The organism is Nesterenkonia sp. CL21, assembly GCF_031705515.1.
GTDB lineage: Bacteria > Actinomycetota > Actinomycetes > Actinomycetales > Micrococcaceae > Nesterenkonia > Nesterenkonia aethiopica.
The window spans coordinates 1-17,180 of the sequence record NZ_JAUTWR010000004.1; the positions used below are offsets into that span (position 1 = coordinate 1).

At 66.7% G+C, this 17,180-nt stretch carries 12 protein-coding genes and 1 CRISPR repeat array; of the genes, 2 read left to right on the forward strand and 10 right to left on the reverse strand.

What is annotated here, in order from left to right; genetic code table 11:
* A partial coding sequence (locus Q7C18_RS08165) for an aldehyde dehydrogenase family protein (protein WP_311024944.1) occupies positions 1-865 on the forward strand: 865 nt, incomplete at its 5' end.
* A gap of 106 nt (positions 866-971) precedes the next feature.
* Here Q7C18_RS08165 and Q7C18_RS08170 read toward each other — a convergent pair.
* A complete protein-coding gene (locus tag Q7C18_RS08170) occupies positions 972-2,210 on the reverse strand; it encodes an acyl-CoA dehydrogenase family protein (RefSeq protein ID WP_311024945.1) in 1,239 nt (412 codons plus the stop codon).
* Positions 2,211-2,492: 282 nt separating this feature from the next.
* A complete protein-coding gene (locus tag Q7C18_RS08175; RefSeq protein ID WP_311024946.1) occupies positions 2,493-3,407 on the reverse strand; it encodes a LysR family transcriptional regulator in 915 nt (304 codons plus the stop codon).
* A 136-nt stretch (positions 3,408-3,543) separates the two neighbouring features.
* Between Q7C18_RS08175 and Q7C18_RS08180 the strand changes: the two genes are divergently transcribed.
* The gene (locus Q7C18_RS08180; protein WP_311024947.1) at positions 3,544-4,713 is read left to right on the forward strand and encodes a CoA transferase; all 1,170 of its coding nucleotides are present in this window, start codon (positions 3,544-3,546) and stop codon (positions 4,711-4,713) included.
* Positions 4,714-5,398: 685 nt separating this feature from the next.
* Positions 5,399-7,745: direct repeats of the CRISPR family, unit length 28 nt; unit sequence GGCTCATCCCCGCGTAGGCGGGGAGCAC.
* Positions 7,746-7,773: 28 nt separating this feature from the next.
* Here Q7C18_RS08180 and cas2e read toward each other — a convergent pair.
* From cas2e to cas3, 8 genes are all read right to left on the reverse strand, one after another.
* Entirely contained in the window at positions 7,774-8,169 is a 396-nt protein-coding gene (gene cas2e / locus Q7C18_RS08185) for a type I-E CRISPR-associated endoribonuclease Cas2e (protein ID WP_311024948.1), read from the reverse strand.
* On the reverse strand, positions 8,166-9,113 hold the full coding sequence (gene cas1e / locus Q7C18_RS08190) for a type I-E CRISPR-associated endonuclease Cas1e (RefSeq protein WP_311024950.1): 948 nt from the start codon (positions 9,111-9,113) through the stop codon (positions 8,166-8,168). Before cas1e ends, cas2e begins: the two co-directional genes overlap by 4 nt.
* A gap of 1 nt (position 9,114) precedes the next feature.
* Positions 9,115-9,804 carry a type I-E CRISPR-associated protein Cas6/Cse3/CasE gene (gene cas6e / locus Q7C18_RS08195; RefSeq protein ID WP_311024951.1) on the reverse strand — a complete coding sequence of 230 codons (690 nt, stop codon included), beginning with the start codon at positions 9,802-9,804 and terminating at the stop codon, positions 9,115-9,117.
* On the reverse strand, positions 9,801-10,496 hold the full coding sequence (cas5e, locus tag Q7C18_RS08200; protein WP_311024952.1) for a type I-E CRISPR-associated protein Cas5/CasD: 696 nt from the start codon (positions 10,494-10,496) through the stop codon (positions 9,801-9,803). The genes cas6e and cas5e overlap by 4 nt, the downstream gene beginning before the upstream one ends.
* Complete coding sequence (gene cas7e / locus Q7C18_RS08205; protein WP_311024953.1) at positions 10,493-11,635, reverse strand: type I-E CRISPR-associated protein Cas7/Cse4/CasC; 1,143 nt, start codon at positions 11,633-11,635, stop codon at positions 10,493-10,495. Before cas7e ends, cas5e begins: the two co-directional genes overlap by 4 nt.
* Positions 11,636-11,698: 63 nt before the next feature.
* On the reverse strand, positions 11,699-12,355 hold the full coding sequence (gene casB, locus Q7C18_RS08210) for a type I-E CRISPR-associated protein Cse2/CasB (RefSeq protein ID WP_311024955.1): 657 nt from the start codon (positions 12,353-12,355) through the stop codon (positions 11,699-11,701).
* Complete coding sequence (casA, locus tag Q7C18_RS08215) at positions 12,345-14,054, reverse strand: type I-E CRISPR-associated protein Cse1/CasA (RefSeq protein WP_311024956.1); 1,710 nt, start codon at positions 14,052-14,054, stop codon at positions 12,345-12,347. The genes casB and casA overlap by 11 nt, the downstream gene beginning before the upstream one ends.
* A gap of 2 nt (positions 14,055-14,056) precedes the next feature.
* Positions 14,057-16,906: a CRISPR-associated helicase Cas3' gene (gene cas3, locus Q7C18_RS08220; RefSeq protein ID WP_311024957.1), complete on the reverse strand. Its 2,850-nt coding sequence runs from the start codon at positions 16,904-16,906 to the stop codon at positions 14,057-14,059.
* Between the last annotated feature and the right edge of the window lie 274 nt (positions 16,907-17,180).

The following is a 17,180-nucleotide window of genomic DNA, read 5'->3' on the forward strand; positions in this document are numbered from 1 at the left end:
GAGGCTGGCTGGGGAGATCTTCCCGGCCGGGGTGGTCAATGTGGTCCTCGGTGATGGTTCGACCGGGCGGCTGCTCACGGAGCATCGGGCTGCGGCGATGGTCTCGTTGACCGGGTCGGTGCGGGCTGGAGAGGCGGTGGCCGCCTCGGCGGGGTTGAAGCGCACGCATCTGGAGCTCGGAGGGAAGGCTCCGGCGGTGGTCTTCGCGGATGCGGACCTGGCTGCGGTGGCGAAGGCTGTGGTGGAGTCAGGCACGTTCAATGCGGGGCAGGACTGTACGGCGGTGACTCGGGTGTTGGTCGAAGAGGCGGCTCATGATGAGTTGGTGGAGCATCTGGTGGCTGCGGCGGAAGCGACCCGGACCGGCAATGTCGATGATGGGCTCAATGATTATGGGCCGTTGAACAATGCGCGGCATTTCGCGGCGGTGCAGGCCAAGATCGAGGGTCTGCCGGGGCATGCGCGGATCCTCACCGGGGGTCGTCCGGTCCCGGAGAGTCCCGGGTTCTTCTTTGAGCCCACGATCATCACCGGGGTTGAGCAGTCGGATGCGATCGTGCAGGAGGAGGTCTTCGGGCCGGTGCTCACGGTGCAGGCGTTCTCTTCGGAGGATGAGGCGTTGGAGCTGGCCAATGGGGTGGATTATGCGTTGGCTTCGAGTGTGTGGACGGCTGATGGGGCGCGGGCGATGCGGTTCACCCGGGATCTGGACTTCGGGTGTGTGTGGGTCAATACGCATCTGTTGCTGGTCGCGGAGATGCCTCATGGTGGGTTCAAGGCTTCTGGGCATGGGAAGGATCTCTCCGGGTATGCGGTGGAGGAATACACCCGGGTCAAGCACATCATGCACGCGATCGACAGATGAACACGACGAGTCCTTCGCGTTGAGCGCAGGACTGTCCGCCGGATGCCGCAACGCTGCTGGGCGGGCCGCTCACGTGTGGCCCGCCCGCCTCTGAGGAGCCGGTCGCTCAGCGGAAGGCAGCCTCCCCCGTGAGCCGCTGACCGATGATCAGGGTGTGGACCTCGTCAGTGCCCTCATAGGTGCGCACCGACTCCAGGTTGTTGGCATGCCGCAGCGGCGAATGTTCGGCGGTGATGCCGTTGCCGCCCAAGATGGTGCGGGCCTCTCGGCAGATCTCGATGGCGGCCCGACAGTTGTTCAGCTTGCCTACGGAGATCATGTGGTTCTCCAGCGTGCCGGCGTCCTTCGCCCGGCCCAGCTGCAGGGCCAGCAGCTGGCCCTTGGTGAGCTCCAGGGCCATGTCCGTGAGCTTCTTCTGGGTCAGCTGGTAGCCGGAGAGCGGGCGACCGAACTGCTGGCGCTCCGCCGCGTAGTCCAGGGCCGCCTCCAAGGCGTCCCGGGCCGCGCCCATCGCGCCCCAGGCGATGCCGTAGCGGGCCTCCGAGAGGCAGGAGAAGGGGCCGCGCAGGCCCGGGTGCTTCGGCAGGATCGCATCGGCCGGCAGGCGGACGCTGTCCAGGACGATGTCGCACTGCAGCGAGGCCCGCATGGAGAGTTTCCGCTCGATGGCCTCGGCCCGGAACCCGGGGGTGTCGGTGGGCACGATGAAGCCGCGCACCACCTCGCCCGCGTCGTCGGGGCGGGTGCGGTGCTCGCCGTCGACGGCTGCCTCGGACTCCCCGGCCGCGACCTTGGCCCAGATGATCGCCACACCCGCGATGGTGGCCAGGCCGATCCAGCGCTTCGCGCCGTCGAGCACCCACTCGTCGCCCTCGCGGCGGGCGCGGGTGGCCATGCCTCCCGGGTCCGAGCCGGCGGTGGGCTCGGTCAGCCCGAAGCAGCCGATCATCTCCCCGGCGGCCATGCCCGGCAGCCACTGCTGCTTCTGGGCCTCGGAGCCGTGCTTGTGGATGGCCGACATCGCCAGCGAGCCCTGCACGGAGACCACCGTGCGGATCCCCGAGTCCCCGGCCTCCAGCTCCTGCATGGCCAGCCCGTACTCGGTGGCGCTGCGCCCTGCGCAGCCGTAGCCGCTCAGGTGCATGCCGAACAGCCCTAGCTCCGCCATCTCCGGGAACAGCTCCGTGGGCAGGACCGCCTCGTCGTACCAGCGGGCGATGTGCGGACGGATGCGGCGATCCACGAACTCCGCCACTCTGTCCCGAGTGGAGATCTCCTCGGCCGAGAGCTGAGTCTCGATGCCCATCAGGTCGGTACGGCGGAGGGTGGGGCTGCTGGTGGTCATCAAGACTCCTTCGTCGCGTGACGCGGGCGGGCTGCGGGCGGGAGGCGGAAGCGTGAGGACTCCGACGGCCTGCCCCTCACTCTGGCTGACAACACGTAATCAGCGTATGGAGCGTTTGGCAACGTGGACCCTGCGGTCCAGGGGGTCGAAGGCCGCCGGTGGCTGCCGTGCGGGGTTCCGTTCGGGGGAGCGAGGCCCGATCCGGCGCGCTATTCCGCCACAATGCATATTCTGGGGCAGATTGATACGGATTGAGGAAGAATCGTCGGCGACGTCGGCGGCTCACCGGGACGCGGAAGGCGATCGCGGATCGGGGAAGGCGTCCTGCGCGATCTCGATCACCGTGTGCAGGGCGGGATTGTCATCGGTGCGCCGCCAGATCATGCGCACTTCCAGAGGTCTGTCTTCCCCGGCGATGGAGCTGAACAGGACGCCCTCGGAGGAGACGTTGTCTCGGACGGAGTCCAGGCTGAGTCCGCACCCCATCTGTGCGCCGACCAGCACCACCTGGGTCCAGGAGTCCGGGGCCGTCTGCGCGACCCGGGGAACGAAGCCGGATGCCATGGCCAGAGAGTTCAGGCGGTTGGGCAGGGCCGCCCCCAGTCCGCCGGGCAGCGTGATCCACGATTCTTCGGCCAGGTCGGCCATGTCCACGGACGACTGTGAGGCCAGCGGATGAGCGGAGGGGAGGACGACCATGACCTCCTCCAAGGCGATCACCGCGGAGTCCACTTCGGCAGGGAGGAAGTCCCAGCGGCCGATCACCAGGTCCAAGGAGCCGTCCAACACCCGCTCCAGCCCGAGGTGGGAGAACTGGGAGCTGTAGAGCTCGAGCATCAGCCCGGGGCGGGCCGTGCGCACCTGCCGGGCCAGCTCGCCGACCTTCCTGTTGATGGAGGCGCCGGCGAATCCGACGCGCACGCGACCGGTCTCCCCCGTGAGGGTGCTGTGCACTGCCCGCTCCGCCGCCTCGGAGGCTTCGACCAGATGGCGAGCCGGATCCAGAAGGGCCCTTCCTGCCGCGGTGAGCTTCACGTGGCGGGTGCTGCGCTCGAAGAGCGGGGCGCCCAGGGAGCGCTCCAGCTGCTTGATGAGCCGGCTCAAGGGCGGCTGGGCCATGCGGAGGCGGGCCGCCGCTCGCCCGAAGTGCAGCTCCTCGGCCACTGCGATGAAGGCCTGTGCCTGATGAACCTCCACCGAGACCCTGCTTCCTCACCGTCCGGCGATTATTGCTGATGCAGCATCAGCTGTGATGCGAATCTGTCTTAGACAAAGCCTAATCACCGTGGTTGTGTGGTGCCAGACACAGCATCGACGGCGATCGGGGGACAGGATGGCAGGCACTGCGGAGGGGGGCCCCGGCCCGCTGGCTGGCGTCGTCGTCGCGGACTTCTCCCGAGTGCTGGCCGGGCCCTACTGCACCATGCTGCTGGCCGATATGGGAGCCACCGTGATCAAGGTGGAGGGTCCCGGCGGGGATGACACCCGCCAGTGGCTGCCGCCGGAGCGCGACGGAGTGAGTACCTACTATCTCTCGGCGAACCGCAACAAGCAGTCGATCGTCCTGGATCTCAAGGAGCCCGGTGATCTGCAGACCGCCCACGAGCTCCTCGACGTGGCCGACGTCTTCGTGGAGAACTTCAAGCCGGGCGGGCTGGAGAAGTTCGGCCTCGACGCCGCCTCGGTGGCTCGCCGCTGGCCTCAGGTGGTGCATGCCAGCATCACCGGATTCGGCACCGCGGGCGGCCGGACGATGCCCGGATATGATCTGTTGGCCCAGGCGGTCTCCGGCTTCATGTCGGTGACCGGGGATCCGGATGGGGCTCCGCAGCGGGCTGGAGTGGCGATGTTCGACGTCATCACCGGGCTGCACTGCGCCGTGGGGATCCTCGGGGCGCTGCGCGAGCGGGAACGGTCCGGCCAGGGGCAGCGCCTGGAGCTGGATCTGCTCTCCTCGGCACTGTCCGGACTGGTCAACCAGACCTCCGGGTACGTGGCCGCCGGCAACGTGCCGCGCCGGCTGGGGAATGACCATCCCAGCCTGTATCCCTACGGCCCGTTCCCCGCCGCTGACCGTGACCTGGTGATCTGTGTGGGCAATGACCGTCAGTTCCGTCTGCTGATGGGCGTGCTCGGGCTGCCAGAGCTGAGCGAGGACCCACGGTTCGCCACGATGGCGGGACGGAACACGAACCGTGATGAGCTGCGGCCCCTGCTGGTGGACGCGCTGGCCGCAGGATCCGCGGACCACTGGTTCGAAGCGCTGCAGGCTGTCGGGGTCCCATGCTCGCCCATCCTCGGCATCGATGAAGGCGTCGAGTTCGCGGCCTCGTTGGGACTGGCACCCGTGGCGGAGGCCGGGGAGGGCGACGACGCGGTCCCGACCGTCCGGCACCCGGTGACCTACAGCCGGACGCCAGCGACGTATGCGAAGCGCCCGCCGACGCTGGGGGAGGACCAGGAATCCGTGCTCGAGTGGCTGCGGCGGCGCCGGGCGGAGTGAAGCTCGGGCATGACGCACGCGGTGTGTGACCGCACCTCCACGTTGGTGGCGTGGTCACACACTTGGTGCGATTCCGGCGGCGTGAGTTCTGCAGGTGCCGGGCCGGGCCTCCGGTCGCTTGGCTGGCAGCTCTCGACCTCCGCAGAGGTGAGGGTTGTGCCGTGACCGTCCCCGTGGGAGCGCGTGGCGGTGTGCTCTCGGGTGGGTTGGACATCGAGTCGCACGTTGAGCCACCGGCGGAAGAGTCGCCGATGTCGACGACGCTCCCGCCGGTCGACCTCGACCAGCGCGACTCCAACGCGTGCTCTGGTGCGTGACCGCGGAGCACCGATCTGTAGGGCGCGCTGCGGCGGTGGTGGGGAGCGGGCGGCGGGCCACACTCTGACCGTGGTAGTCGACATCGTATGACGGAGCCTTTCCTCTTGGTTAGTGATGTAGACCACATCGTAGCACGGAACCTGTTAATTAAGACAGCACATGTTTGGGTGATATGGAAGGGTGCCCATTGGACCAGCGCGCCGCGGCCATGGGCTGGGCGACGCGCTGACGTTGCGGTCCTCCGGACGGGTGCATCGTCGAGGGAGTGGCTTGCATGTCGGGGGCCATTACTTGGGGTTAATGACCTGGGCGCATTCACTTGTCGGCAGGGGCACGCTGCCCGGACTGGCCGGGCCAGTCCGGACAGCGACTCATCGCCGCGCAGGCGGGGAACACCGGGGCTCGTCCGCCGGCGCCCGTCTGGGCTCGGGCTCATCCCCGCGCAGGCGGGGAACACGTCGGAAGCCCCTTCTCCCCCGCACTCCGGGCGGGCTCATCCCCGCGCAGGCGGGGAACACGGCATGCTGGTCGGCGCAGGCACTTCGCAGATGGGCTCATCCCCGCGCAGGCGGGGAACACCTGACCTTCGCCCGCGTCGCCCACGTGGGGACGGGCTCATCTCCGCGTAGGCGGGGAGCACTTCGGGCCCCGCACCACCCGTGCGCTACAGCGGGGCTCATCCCCGCGTAGGCGGGGAGCACACATCGGTGCGTGCGGCGGCGATGGACTCCGCGGGCTCATCCCCGCGTAGGCGGGGAGCACGCTGATGACGTGGATGGCTCGTGAGGTGGGTCCGGCTCATCCCCGCGTAGGCGGGGAGCACGCATCAGCAACAATGCCCTCACGGGCCACCTTCGGCTCATCCCCGCGTAGGCGGGGAGCACCCCACCACCGGCACACCCGTCCTATTGGGCGAGGGCTCATCCCCGCGTAGGCGGGGAGCACCCGACGTTCTGCATCCGGGTGCCGGTGACCAGGGGCTCATCCCCGCGTAGGCGGGGAGCACGCGGCATTCTCCGCTGTGTAGCCGAGCTGCTGGGGCTCATCCCCGCGTAGGCGGGGAGCACTCGAGGAGGGCGGAGCCGAAGTCGGCGGCCATGGGCTCATCCCCGCGTAGGCGGGGAGCACGTGGCCCTCCGGCGTCCCTTCGCCACGGAGTGGGGCTCATCCCCGCGTAGGCGGGGAGCACTCCATCCCGGAGGACACCACCCCGGCACGCCTGGGCTCATCCCCGCGTAGGCGGGGAGCACAACGGCGACGTGATCGTCATGGAGTCGATCGCGGGCTCATCCCCGCGTAGGCGGGGAGCACGACAGCCTCACGGGGCCAGCGGGGAATACCGGGGGCTCATCCCCGCGTAGGCGGGGAGCACCACATCACAGCGTTGACCCCGGTCGGTGCGACCGGCTCATCCCCGCGTAGGCGGGGAGCACGCAGATTCGCGGAGCCGGTGCAGCTCACTCTCGGGCTCATCCCCGCGTAGGCGGGGAGCACGCCGCCTGCATGGCGTTCCCGCCCGCGGCGATGGGCTCATCCCCGCGTAGGCGGGGAGCACCACGACCTTCGTCCCCACGGGCAGCGCGTCCAGGGCTCATCCCCGCGTAGGCGGGGAGCACACCTGGGCCGAGTGGGGCGAGGGCGGCGACCCGGGCTCATCCCCGCGTAGGCGGGGAGCACGTTAACCAGCTCTGCGTAGTCGTCGTCCGACAGGGCTCATCCCCGCGTAGGCGGGGAGCACTCGTCGATGCCGATCGAGGACAGCGTGCCGTTGGGCTCATCCCCGCGTAGGCGGGGAGCACTTCTGCCACTCCACCGTGGACATGCTGACAACGGGCTCATCCCCGCGTAGGCGGGGAGCACGAGATTGACCCGATCCGTCACACGGTGCGGCTGGGCTCATCCCCGCGTAGGCGGGGAGCACATGACGCAGGGGCGCGCTGACTTTGGGTGCGAGGGCTCATCCCCGCGTAGGCGGGGAGCGCAGGGGCGCGATGAATCGCCGCGTGTCGTACACGGGCTCATCCCCGCGTAGGCGGGGAGCACGAGACTTCCGGAGAACCGGCCGAGTACTCGCTGGGCTCATCCCCGCGTAGGCGGGGAGCACGGGTATGCGCGGATCTCCACCGCGGATCAGCAGGGCTCATCCCCGCGTAGGCGGGGAGCACATCGTGTCGAGAGAGGATGTCGATCCCCGAGTGGGCTCATCCCCGCGTAGGCGGGGAGCACTACATGGTCTTCCCAGATTCGACGCACTGCAGGGGCTCATCCCCGCGTAGGCGGGGAGCACTTGGGGCGCTAAGACTACGAAGCGTCGTCCGGGGGCTCATCCCCGCGTAGGCGGGGAGCACGCCTCATGCTCACTGATCTGCGCCCGCAGATCGGGCTCATCCCCGCGTAGGCGGGGAGCACGACGCCAAGTCGTACGAGCTCAGCTTCAAGGCGGGCTCATCCCCGCGTAGGCGGGGAGCACGTCACGCCGGGCATGAAGAAGGTCAACCGGCTGGGCTCATCCCCGCGTAGGCGGGGAGCACCTCCCGCTGGAGGTTGCCGTCACCGCGCCGGCGGGCTCATCCCCGCGTAGGCGGGGAGCACGGCGGTGCTGAGTACGTTTTCAATCAGTCTCAGGGCTCATCCCCGCGTAGGCGGGGAGCACGGCTCTTTGGCTGGACTTCTATCTGCGGGTGCGGGCTCATCCCCGCGTAGGCGGGGAGCACACTTCCTGACCTGCGGTTTCATCGACGGTCAGGAAGTTTCAGATGTAGTTTCTGCGTTGGAGGGATCATAGCGTCGCATCCACGAGGCGCGTCGACTGCGCACTTGTCCTCGGGCTGCACTCCAGCCGGTCTTTCTCTGCTGCGAACGCTTGTTGGTCGGCCGCTTCATCACGGTGATGCCATCCAGGTCGGTGGGCTCCCAATGATGGTCATGGACGTGAAACTCGAGGCGCTGCTCGTTGCCACTGGAATGGACCATGAGTGCGCGTCCCTCGCGGGCCATGCTGCAGACGCGTTCCCAGAGCTTCTCCCGGACACGTTTGTTCACGTTCCCGACGAAGACCCCGGGGCTGATCTCCAGCAGCCACTTCGTCAGATCTCCACGAAGCCCCGGGGGAGTGGCGGTGAGGACGAGAACGATCACGCTGTGCCCTCCTCGTGGTTCTTCCCTGCGTCGACGCCGCCGTCGGGGTCCCAGAGCTGAAGGTCGTCAGCATCCCGATTCCAGTCGTCTCCAGGATCACGAGAGGTCTCTGCGAGCAGTGATTGAACCTGACGGGCGCAGCGGGCCAGCATGTTCGTCTCCACCACGTAGTCACGAAGACGCCGTCGCACGGCGGAGGTGATCGACTCGGTGTTCTCCACTGCTGCGTCGAAAGCTGCGGGAATCGTAGTCTCAGCCTTGAACAGATCGGCCACATCGTAGACGAATGCGCGGGAGGTGCCCGAGTGGACGAACCCCAGCCCAGGAGAACAGCCGAGAGCGGTGATCACTGAATGCGTCACCCCGTAGAGGGCTGCGTTCCCCGCAGTGAGAGCCTGATTCACCGGATTGCTGGCGTCCAACTCCCCAGGCCGGTAGTACCGACCCGACCAGGGGATGCCCACCCGTTCGGCGTGCTGGCGGTATATCTTGCGAACGCGGGCACCTTCCCGGCCGCGGAGCTGATCCATCGTGAGGGACGACACGTCCTCGCCGGGGAACCTGATCTGATACATCCTGCGCGCCACGCGCAGGCGGCTCCGGGTGTTGGACACCAGAGCCGCCTGACGTTGGAGCAGCGTGGAGTTCCTCGCCGTCGCGGATCCATGGGCATAGAACCTCACTCCTTGTTCACCGCACCAGACGACGCTCACGCCACAGTCGCCGAGCAACGATATCGCTGCATGGGTGATGCGTGTGCCCGGCCCGAGCATGAGACATCCGAGCCCGACGGCAGGAAGGTGGACGGTCCCCTCGCCGTCAGTTGACGTGATCGCGTTCTCCTCGCGATGGATGACCGACCTTTCCAAGTAGACGAACGACAGGCGATCCTCTGCCCGCAACAGCTCAGTGGGCACTGGTGGTGGAACTCCGGGGATGGACATGTCAGATCCTTCTCAGGGTCAGCAGTCCGCAGCCGTAGGCCTTGCCGCGGCCGATGCCACGGACGAGTGAGTGACGCAGCCGATCCACGTCCGTCACCGTCAGCACGCCGTCGAACTGCGCCTGACGCAGAGTCACGCGACCGTACGTGTCCGTTGCGGGGTCTGCACGACGGAATCTGCGGTCACCTCGAGATGTAACGGCAACTTGCGGGCCGTCGCCCCCGGCCCCTTCAGAGCCACTGCCGGGGATCTCGAAACCCCACCGGTCTGATTTCTTCAGCAGCCACGAGATCTGCTGGGGCACCGTGACGTGAGGAATCACCTTGCCACGGGGGCCATCGCTGCGCGGGAGTGCCTTCACCGGGTTCGCACGCAGTCGGAAGCCCCACTGCTGGCCCCGTTTCAGCTGGTTCAGGAATGCCTCATAGTCGGCGGATCGGGCTGGGCTGGTCTCCCAGCCCGCCCGCTCCACGACGTTACTGAGATCAGGCTTCTCCGGAGAGACCATGTAGAGAGTCTGTTGGCCCTCCGCTTCATCGAGTCGCCACAGTACTCGGCCGTCAGCCGAGTCGGTCACGGCGTCGGGAGGGAACGCGCCCATCACTTCGGCGTGCATCGCCTGGGGGCTGCCGAGCAACTGGCGGGTCTTCCGTCGCCGCGGATTCAGTGAGAGTGTGGTGAACCATGTCATGTCGCCTGCACCGCCTCGAAGAATGGATCAGCTGACTCTGAACTGTCTGGATTGTCGAGTTCAACAGCATCGCCGGAGACGACCGTCCGCCAGTCATAGCGGCGATGGGTGGGGTCGTAGCTGACAGGGACATCGCGATGAGCGTCGCCGTCCTCTCCCGCAGCGGCATCGCGCAACACAGGGAGGTGGACGACGCGAGCGCGGGTCTTCCGGTGGGATCGCGAGGCCTGCCAAGGCACAGAGTGCAGTGCCTCCTCCACTCCGCCGGGATGTCGGCCGATCAGGATGTCCGGGTTCGCAGGGCAGGAGCGGCGTCCCAGGTAGAGCGGGAACCGGGGGGCACGCAGTGCCGCCTCGAGGACGTCGAGGAAGTCAGGATCACCGGAGACAGCCGCCACGAATCGGGCATCTGACAGGTAGTGCCTGGATGAGAGCGGCTGAGAGGACCCGTTCCGCCAGTCGATCGCTGTCTGGAAGTCGCGCAGCAGTGATCCGGGCTGATCGATCCGGACCCCGAAGGACAGGGCGGCCAGATCCTCCAGCGAGTCGGAACGACGTCGACCTTGCGCCGCCGCCAGCAGTCCGAGGACGCCGGACTTGGTGGGGGCGCGTTGCGTCTCGCGTGTGGTGTATCGGCTCTCAGAGCCCCAGGACTGCAGGGGTCCGCGAAGCCTCAGGAGCAGGGTTGTCATGCGGGCTCCTCCGTGGCCAGAGCCGACTCGAGCTCGTCCAGCAGCTGCTTCCGGCTCACCTGGGTTCCCACCGCAGACAGAGCTTCCTGCAGCGGAGCGATGGCCATCACCCAGGTCTTCTCAGCCGGCGCGTCATAGATCTCTGCGATCTGTGCGGCCTCTGCGGCGAGCTTCCGGGCTGCCTGACTCCGACGGTTCTCCTCGAGCGAGTCGACGACCGGCTCCTCGAACGCGTTGACCCATGAGACGGGTCGGTCAGACCGGAGTGAGACGACGACGGCCTCCGGCATGGTCCTGTTCGCGAACGCGTTCTGCTTGCCGGTGGGCATCGACGTCACGAAGGCCTGCACGAAGGCCTTCGCCGCTTCGGTCGCGGCTTCTCGAGATGCCAGATTCTTCTCCAGCTGAGCCATGTTGACTGTGGCGTAGCGATAGAGGGTGGACGACATCATCTGCACCGTCCCGATCATCCCCGCCCCGGTCTCATCCGCCTCTTCGACGACGTCGTCGACCGCCGTGTAGTAGTCGAATTCGGGCTCAGCCGCAGAGGTGCCCAGCGCATGTGCGACCTGGACAGCGGCATCGACGTTGTAGTTCGGCGAGTCAGCGACCATCCGTCCGAACATCGCAATGTCGACGCTGTGCTCCTCATCCAACAGCTTCTGCGCGTCCTTCTTGCTGGGCTTGGCCCCGTCGTGTTCGATGACGTGGCGTGCCACACGCTCGATCTGGTGGGTGCTCAGGAACAGCAGATAACTGGTCTCGCCGAGGAGCTCCTTCGGCTCCTCGTCGTCGGCGGGGTCCTGATCCTTCTTGGGCTTCGGACGGCTCGTCGTGATGCGCGCCGCGTCGAACACGGCCTCAACGGCCTCCGCCGCTCGGGCAGTCTCCCAGCTGCCGTCGAGCTCCCGAATCTTCGTGACGGTCTTCTCCACCACCCTTTTTGTGCGGGTCCCCAGCTTGTCCTGTGACAGGTACGTGGGGAAGTCCTTCCGGATGGCTCGCTTCCAGGCCTGGGAGGAGACGCGCTGCCGGGGGACTCCGCCGAAGGTCGCGGTCTTCGGTGCGCCGGTGTCGTCGCGGTTGATGTTGTTGGGAGGAAGCGTGTGTAATGCGTGGACGTCGATGTAGAGGGTCATGGGTCGGCCTTTCGTCGGGATCAGGTTCACAGGGTCAGGTCAGGGCGTCGAAATTGAGGGCGGTCAGCTGTCTGACGGGCCATCTTCTGGCGAGGCGGAGGCTCCCCAGGCATAGCCGCGCCCCCACCGCAGGCTCACGCGTCGGCGCCCTCCGGGGCCGCGAAGGACCGCCAAGTCTTGGGCGAGCAACCCGTAGTCGGTGGGAATCTCCTCTGTGCGGAGCAGCTGCACCATGCTCCGCAAGTGATGGCGCGCGGCGTTGTCTCCTGGGTTCAGAAGAAGCGCGTCGAAGCGGCTCTTGATCGAGGCGCTCCCCCGCCGGCTGGACAGCAGGCCCGCGGCGTAGCCCAGATTCTGGTCCCGGCGTGGGGCGGAGATGTGCATGGGCTTGCTCTGGGACTGCTGGTGCAGGGCCCAGTGGGTGATCGCGGTGTAGGCGGCCCACTCTTGGCGGCTGGGCTCGTCAGTCGGCAGCCAGTACGCGTGAATGTCGGGAACCATCTCCTCTAGGACTAGGGTCCAGGCTCGTGCGTGGTCTCCTGGGGCGAAGCCGGACGCGTTTCGCAGTGTCGCCACCACGGCGCGGGAACTGCCGGACTGCCGCGTTCTGTCGTGCGTCACCTCGCTCTGGAGGCGGTGGACCGCGGCCGATACGGTGCGGGCCAGGTCGGGTGCGACATCTGGTGCTTCGTCGGATGTGGGCGCTGTGTCAGTGGACATCGGTCTTCTCCTGTTCAGCGGGCGGGGGTGTGGCGGGGGTCGACTGGGGAAGGGCAACGGTGAGTCGTCGGAGCAGGCTGCTCCAAGCTGTGGACGCGGAAACCAGGCGCGGTCGCTCGTCGCCAATCAGCCGACCTGTCAGCGCGGCGGGGTTGGCGCCGTCGAGCTGGATCCTCGCGTGGTCGAGCACGATGCCTCGCACGGTGCGGTGCCATCGGGCCTGGTGGGTGTCCCGATCTGTGGAGGGGCCCAGGTGGATCAGCCAGTCCTCGAAGGACTCGGCCAGACTGTGCAGCGCAGCCTGTCGGGAGGCGGCATGGAAGGCGTAGTCTCCACCGGCCGCCTGTCCGAGAGCCCCGACGAACTGGCCGAGAGCCACCGTCGCTTCCAAGGCAGAGGAGACGGCGTCGACGGCTGCCTTGACAAGACCCGAATCTCCGGCAGTCAGGAGGTTCAGCTGAAACGGCACCGTGCTGCTGATGGTGTTCGCATGCGAGGACTGCTGCGCCCCGTAGACAGCGCCCACCAGTTCGGCGTGGACCAGGCGATCCTCGGGAAAGTCATCACGAGATATTCCATGGAGCCATTCCACAGTGGCGGGTTGCTGACCCGGGGGAGTGTTCTCCGCAAGAGTCACCACACCTTCCCGAACCAGGAGGCCAGGGACCCCCCGCCAGACTGTCAGGTCCTCCTGATGCTCTCGAGCCATGAATACGTCCTGCGACTTGGACGACTGATTCCGGCTGTATCGATAGCCGGTCATCGGGTCCTCGAACTGGTTCTTGGTGACGATCTTGTCACCGTTGGAGATCAGGAGGCCTGTGACCAGGTCATCGGTGAGATGCAGTCGAATCCGCCGAGACTGCCACGTCACCGCATCGCAGGGGCCGGTGGGATGCGACGCCTCGATATGCCGCGGCGCCGCGGTGTGAGGCGCTCGTTCCCAGGCCGGGGCGTCTGGTTCGTCGTCGATGCCTCGGCGGATGGTGCTCGGAGTCGTATTGAGCATCAGGGTCTCAGCGAGGGAGCTCCCGTGGAGGATGACGACGCCGGCCTGCCCTGACCATCCCGGTCCGATCGGGTAGCCCTTCCCGTTCTTCACCCGGGGATCGCCCACGGCGCCGGGTTTGATCCCAGAGTAGTCGTAGGCCTGAGCTGTGATGAGCCAGCGCGCGGCTTCGGCCAGGCTCAGAGCGTCCCGTCCTGGGCCTTCCCGCATGGTGAAGTAGTCGGATTCCGCCTCGGGGATCAGCCGCCTGACGTTCAGGATGCTTCCGTCCTGCTTCTGGAGGTCGGCGACCTGCATGAACGGGGCTGACGTGTCGAGGAGATCGAAGCGTCGACGATGCTCCTCCAGGTAATTCAGGACCGGATCATAAAGTTCAGGGCCATCCGGAGCCTCGAAGAGACGCAGCCACCATGCGCTGGCCCGCGTGCGGCGCGATGCGAGCCCACCATGGGTGAGATGGCCTCGCCAGAAAGCGGCGAGAACCACCCGGAGGACCGCAGCCGATTGAAGAGGGCTCTCACCACTAATGCGCGAGATCTCCGGGCTGAGGAGGTACACCTCTCTGAGGGACAGCTCCGTCGTCGATCCGTCGAGCATCAGGCAGCTGATCCAGGGATTGTCCAGCAGGTTGAACTCCTGGGACGTGGTTGTGGGGGCGGGTGTGGATGGAGGTCGGGCGGATGTGGGCATAGTCACTCCTGAGGGTCGTGCGCTGATCGCGCGGCGCTGTCGGTGCGTGAATGGTCGATGAGCCCCAGCTCCGGGTCGTACTCGAGACGTCGGCCAGCGACCATTGCCTGGTTCGATGCGTCGAGGGTCAGCATCAGCTGTCCTTTCAGCGGGTAGGAGTGATGCCACGCCGGATCCGTCTCCTGTTCCAGCTGTTTCAGAGCGGCCTCAAGTCGGTCCGGAAGGGAAAATGCCCTGGGCAGGCGAACCGAGCTGGCTGCGATTCTGTGCGCGTGGTGTTCCTCCGGGACGGCGTTGTGCATGATCTCGACGCTGTCCTCTGAGTTCGAATCATCGGGGTCCAGGATGCGGTAGCCATAGTCTGTGCCGCTGACGAGCAGGACTTCGATGGTCGGATCGGTGTCCCGCACCTGAGCCAACCCGCGTTCTTCGCCCCAGGAATCGCGGTCGATGTCATCAGCAGGGTTCTGGAACAGGTCAGTCAGTGTCTCTGGTGACCATGGGACGGTCAGGCGGAACGTGTCGGCTCGTCGAGACTTCTCCGCCTCGTCCGCTGCGCGGCTGGCCAGGGCCTCCTGGAAGTCGTCCTGCCAAGATTCGGGCACGACGGGATTCTCGTAGGTCTGATCCACCAGCTCGGGGATGTCGTCGGGGATCGTCACTGGCCCGGGTCCGCGCTCCAACTCCAGGGCGGAGGTGCTCGCCAGCAACAGCACCTTCGGGTAGATGAACTCGATAGTGTCGGCGAACTCTGGCGGCCTGGCAGCAGATGGGGGTCGGGTATATCCGCGGATGAGAGTGCGTGGATGCCTGGCCCACTCGGGACGGTCTTGTCGTGGCCGTGTGTGGCGATGGAGGCGCCCCATGCGTTGCAGGATCAGGTCGCTGGGTGCGATGTCGGTGATCAGCAGGTCGAAATCCAGGTCGAGAGACTGTTCGATGACCTGCGTGGCCACGACGATCCGGCGTCGCGGACGCTCACCATCACGCGTGCTCCTAGGGCCGAGCTCGTCAAGTAACTGTGCTTCCATGCGGACTCGCTGGGAGGCCATGAAGCGCGAATGCAGCAGCCGGGCGTCATCACCCGCCTCCTCTCGAGCGATCCGATAGGCGGCCTGGGCTCGATCGACGGTCGAGCAGACGACGGCCACGCATCCTCCCTGCTCCTTGACCGGGTGGAGGGCCTGCCGCAGGGCAGTGTCATCATCGTCGATAAGCTCGATCTCCACATTCTGGGGCGTCGCGCTGCCCTCGGGAGTCACCACTGTCGGCTCCCTCTCCGTCGAGAGCGTGAGCACCGGATAATGGTCCCCCGTGTCCAAGTCGGCGGAGGAGGGGGCGTCAGGGTTCAGGCCCTGGCGATACGCGTCGATGAGTTCGCGTCGCCGGGACGCCGGGAGCGTGGCCGACAGCAGAACGACAGGCGCTCGGTACTCGCCCAGCCAGGTGAGGGCTCTCCGCAGGTACTGCGACATATAGGTGTCGTAGGCATGAACCTCATCGATGATGACCACCTTCTGGGCCAATCCGAGGTGGCGGAGCATCATGTGTCTGCTCAGCAGTGCGGAGAACAGGACTTGGTCGATGGTGCCGACGACGGCATTGGCCAGGATCCCCTTCTTGCGACCTCGCAGCCATTGGTGAGCCAACACTTCACCCCCCGTATCGTCACCGATGCCCCCGAAGCGAGGAAGGCGTTGATACGCGGGGTTCAGGTGGCTCTTCGAATGACCGAGGAACAGTGACGCCGGTGTCTGTGAAGCCATCGCGTCCCGGCACCAGTCCGTGACTCGTCCCAGGAGGCCGTCGGCGGTCGCCATAGTCGGGGCAGCGACCATGATCCCGCCGGCGCCGCTGCGACGAGCGAGCTCTTCAGCCGCGAGGAATGCCGCCTCGGTCTTCCCGTGGCCCATGGGCGCCTCGATCGTCAGCAATGCTCCCTCACCTTCGGGGACTGTGGAGGCCAGTTCGAGGGCGGCGCGCTGTGCGGGGTGAGCGACACGTTCTGCCGGCCAACGGAAGCGAGTCGCAAAGGCCGCCGACGAGTCTCCCTCAGGCGGTTGCGGGGCCCAGGGGAGTCCCGGATCCACGGACTCCAGCGCCCTGAGAGGCCGGTCTGGATCGTCGTCCCGCCCGGAGGGCGTCAACGGGCATGCATCGGCGTTGGAGGCTATCCAGTCGGTCATGATCACTAGGCCTGTCAGGATCATCTGCGTCGACGCAGGCCAGCCGTCGCCGCTCAGCTGCGGCAGGAACTCATCGAATCCGATGTCTCTGCTGAGAGCCTCCAGCAGATCGTGCTGCAGCGCCTGCCAGGCGTCCGGCAGATGCTCGACATGTGCGGTGGCCTGCGACAATGACGTGTTGGCCGGAGGCAGACCATGATGAGCGCCCGCGATGGAGGCGATGCTGTGAGCGAGGGGGCCTCGCATGCCCGCCTTGTTGCGAAGAAACCGCGTGATGGCGACCCAGCTGATGTGTGAGTGGGGAAGCTTCGTCTGGAAGAGCGCCTGCGTGTGCTGGGGGAGCCCTGCCTCATAAGCCTGAGCGGAGAGATGCGCGAACTCCGGTCTGTCGGCCAGGACATCGATGAACAGCGGGTCAGCCTTCCCGATGTCATGGCTCCCGGCGAGCCACATGACCACCTGTCGGGTCTCGTGGCTGGAAGTTCCCAAGGCGCGCTCGGTCCGACGACGACATCCGGGAGCCACCCACTGGTCCCACAGGAGCCCGGCGATACGGGCGCTGTCCTTCATGTGCTGGGGGAGGCTCAGCCAGCCGTGTTCGTCACCGGACTTGGCCCACAGGCGCCACCCGAGGGTGGGCCACTCTGTGTCAGTGGTGCGTGTCATGGTGGAACCGAGCTTCCCGCTTGTCCTGTGATGTAGGTCCTACGGTATCACGGGGCTGATAATTTAAACATCACATGTTCATAAAGGGTTGACGTGCGCCCATGTGGTGGGAATCCCCGCGGAGGCGGGGAGCACTCATAATTGACACACCACATGGGCTCATCCCTGCGGCGGCAGGGCGCGCTCATTATCTCAGGCTCACCTGGATGCTGCTTCGCCGATCGGCTCTTCTTCGGGTAAGCGGGGAGCGCCTGACGTTCCACACCACACCCAG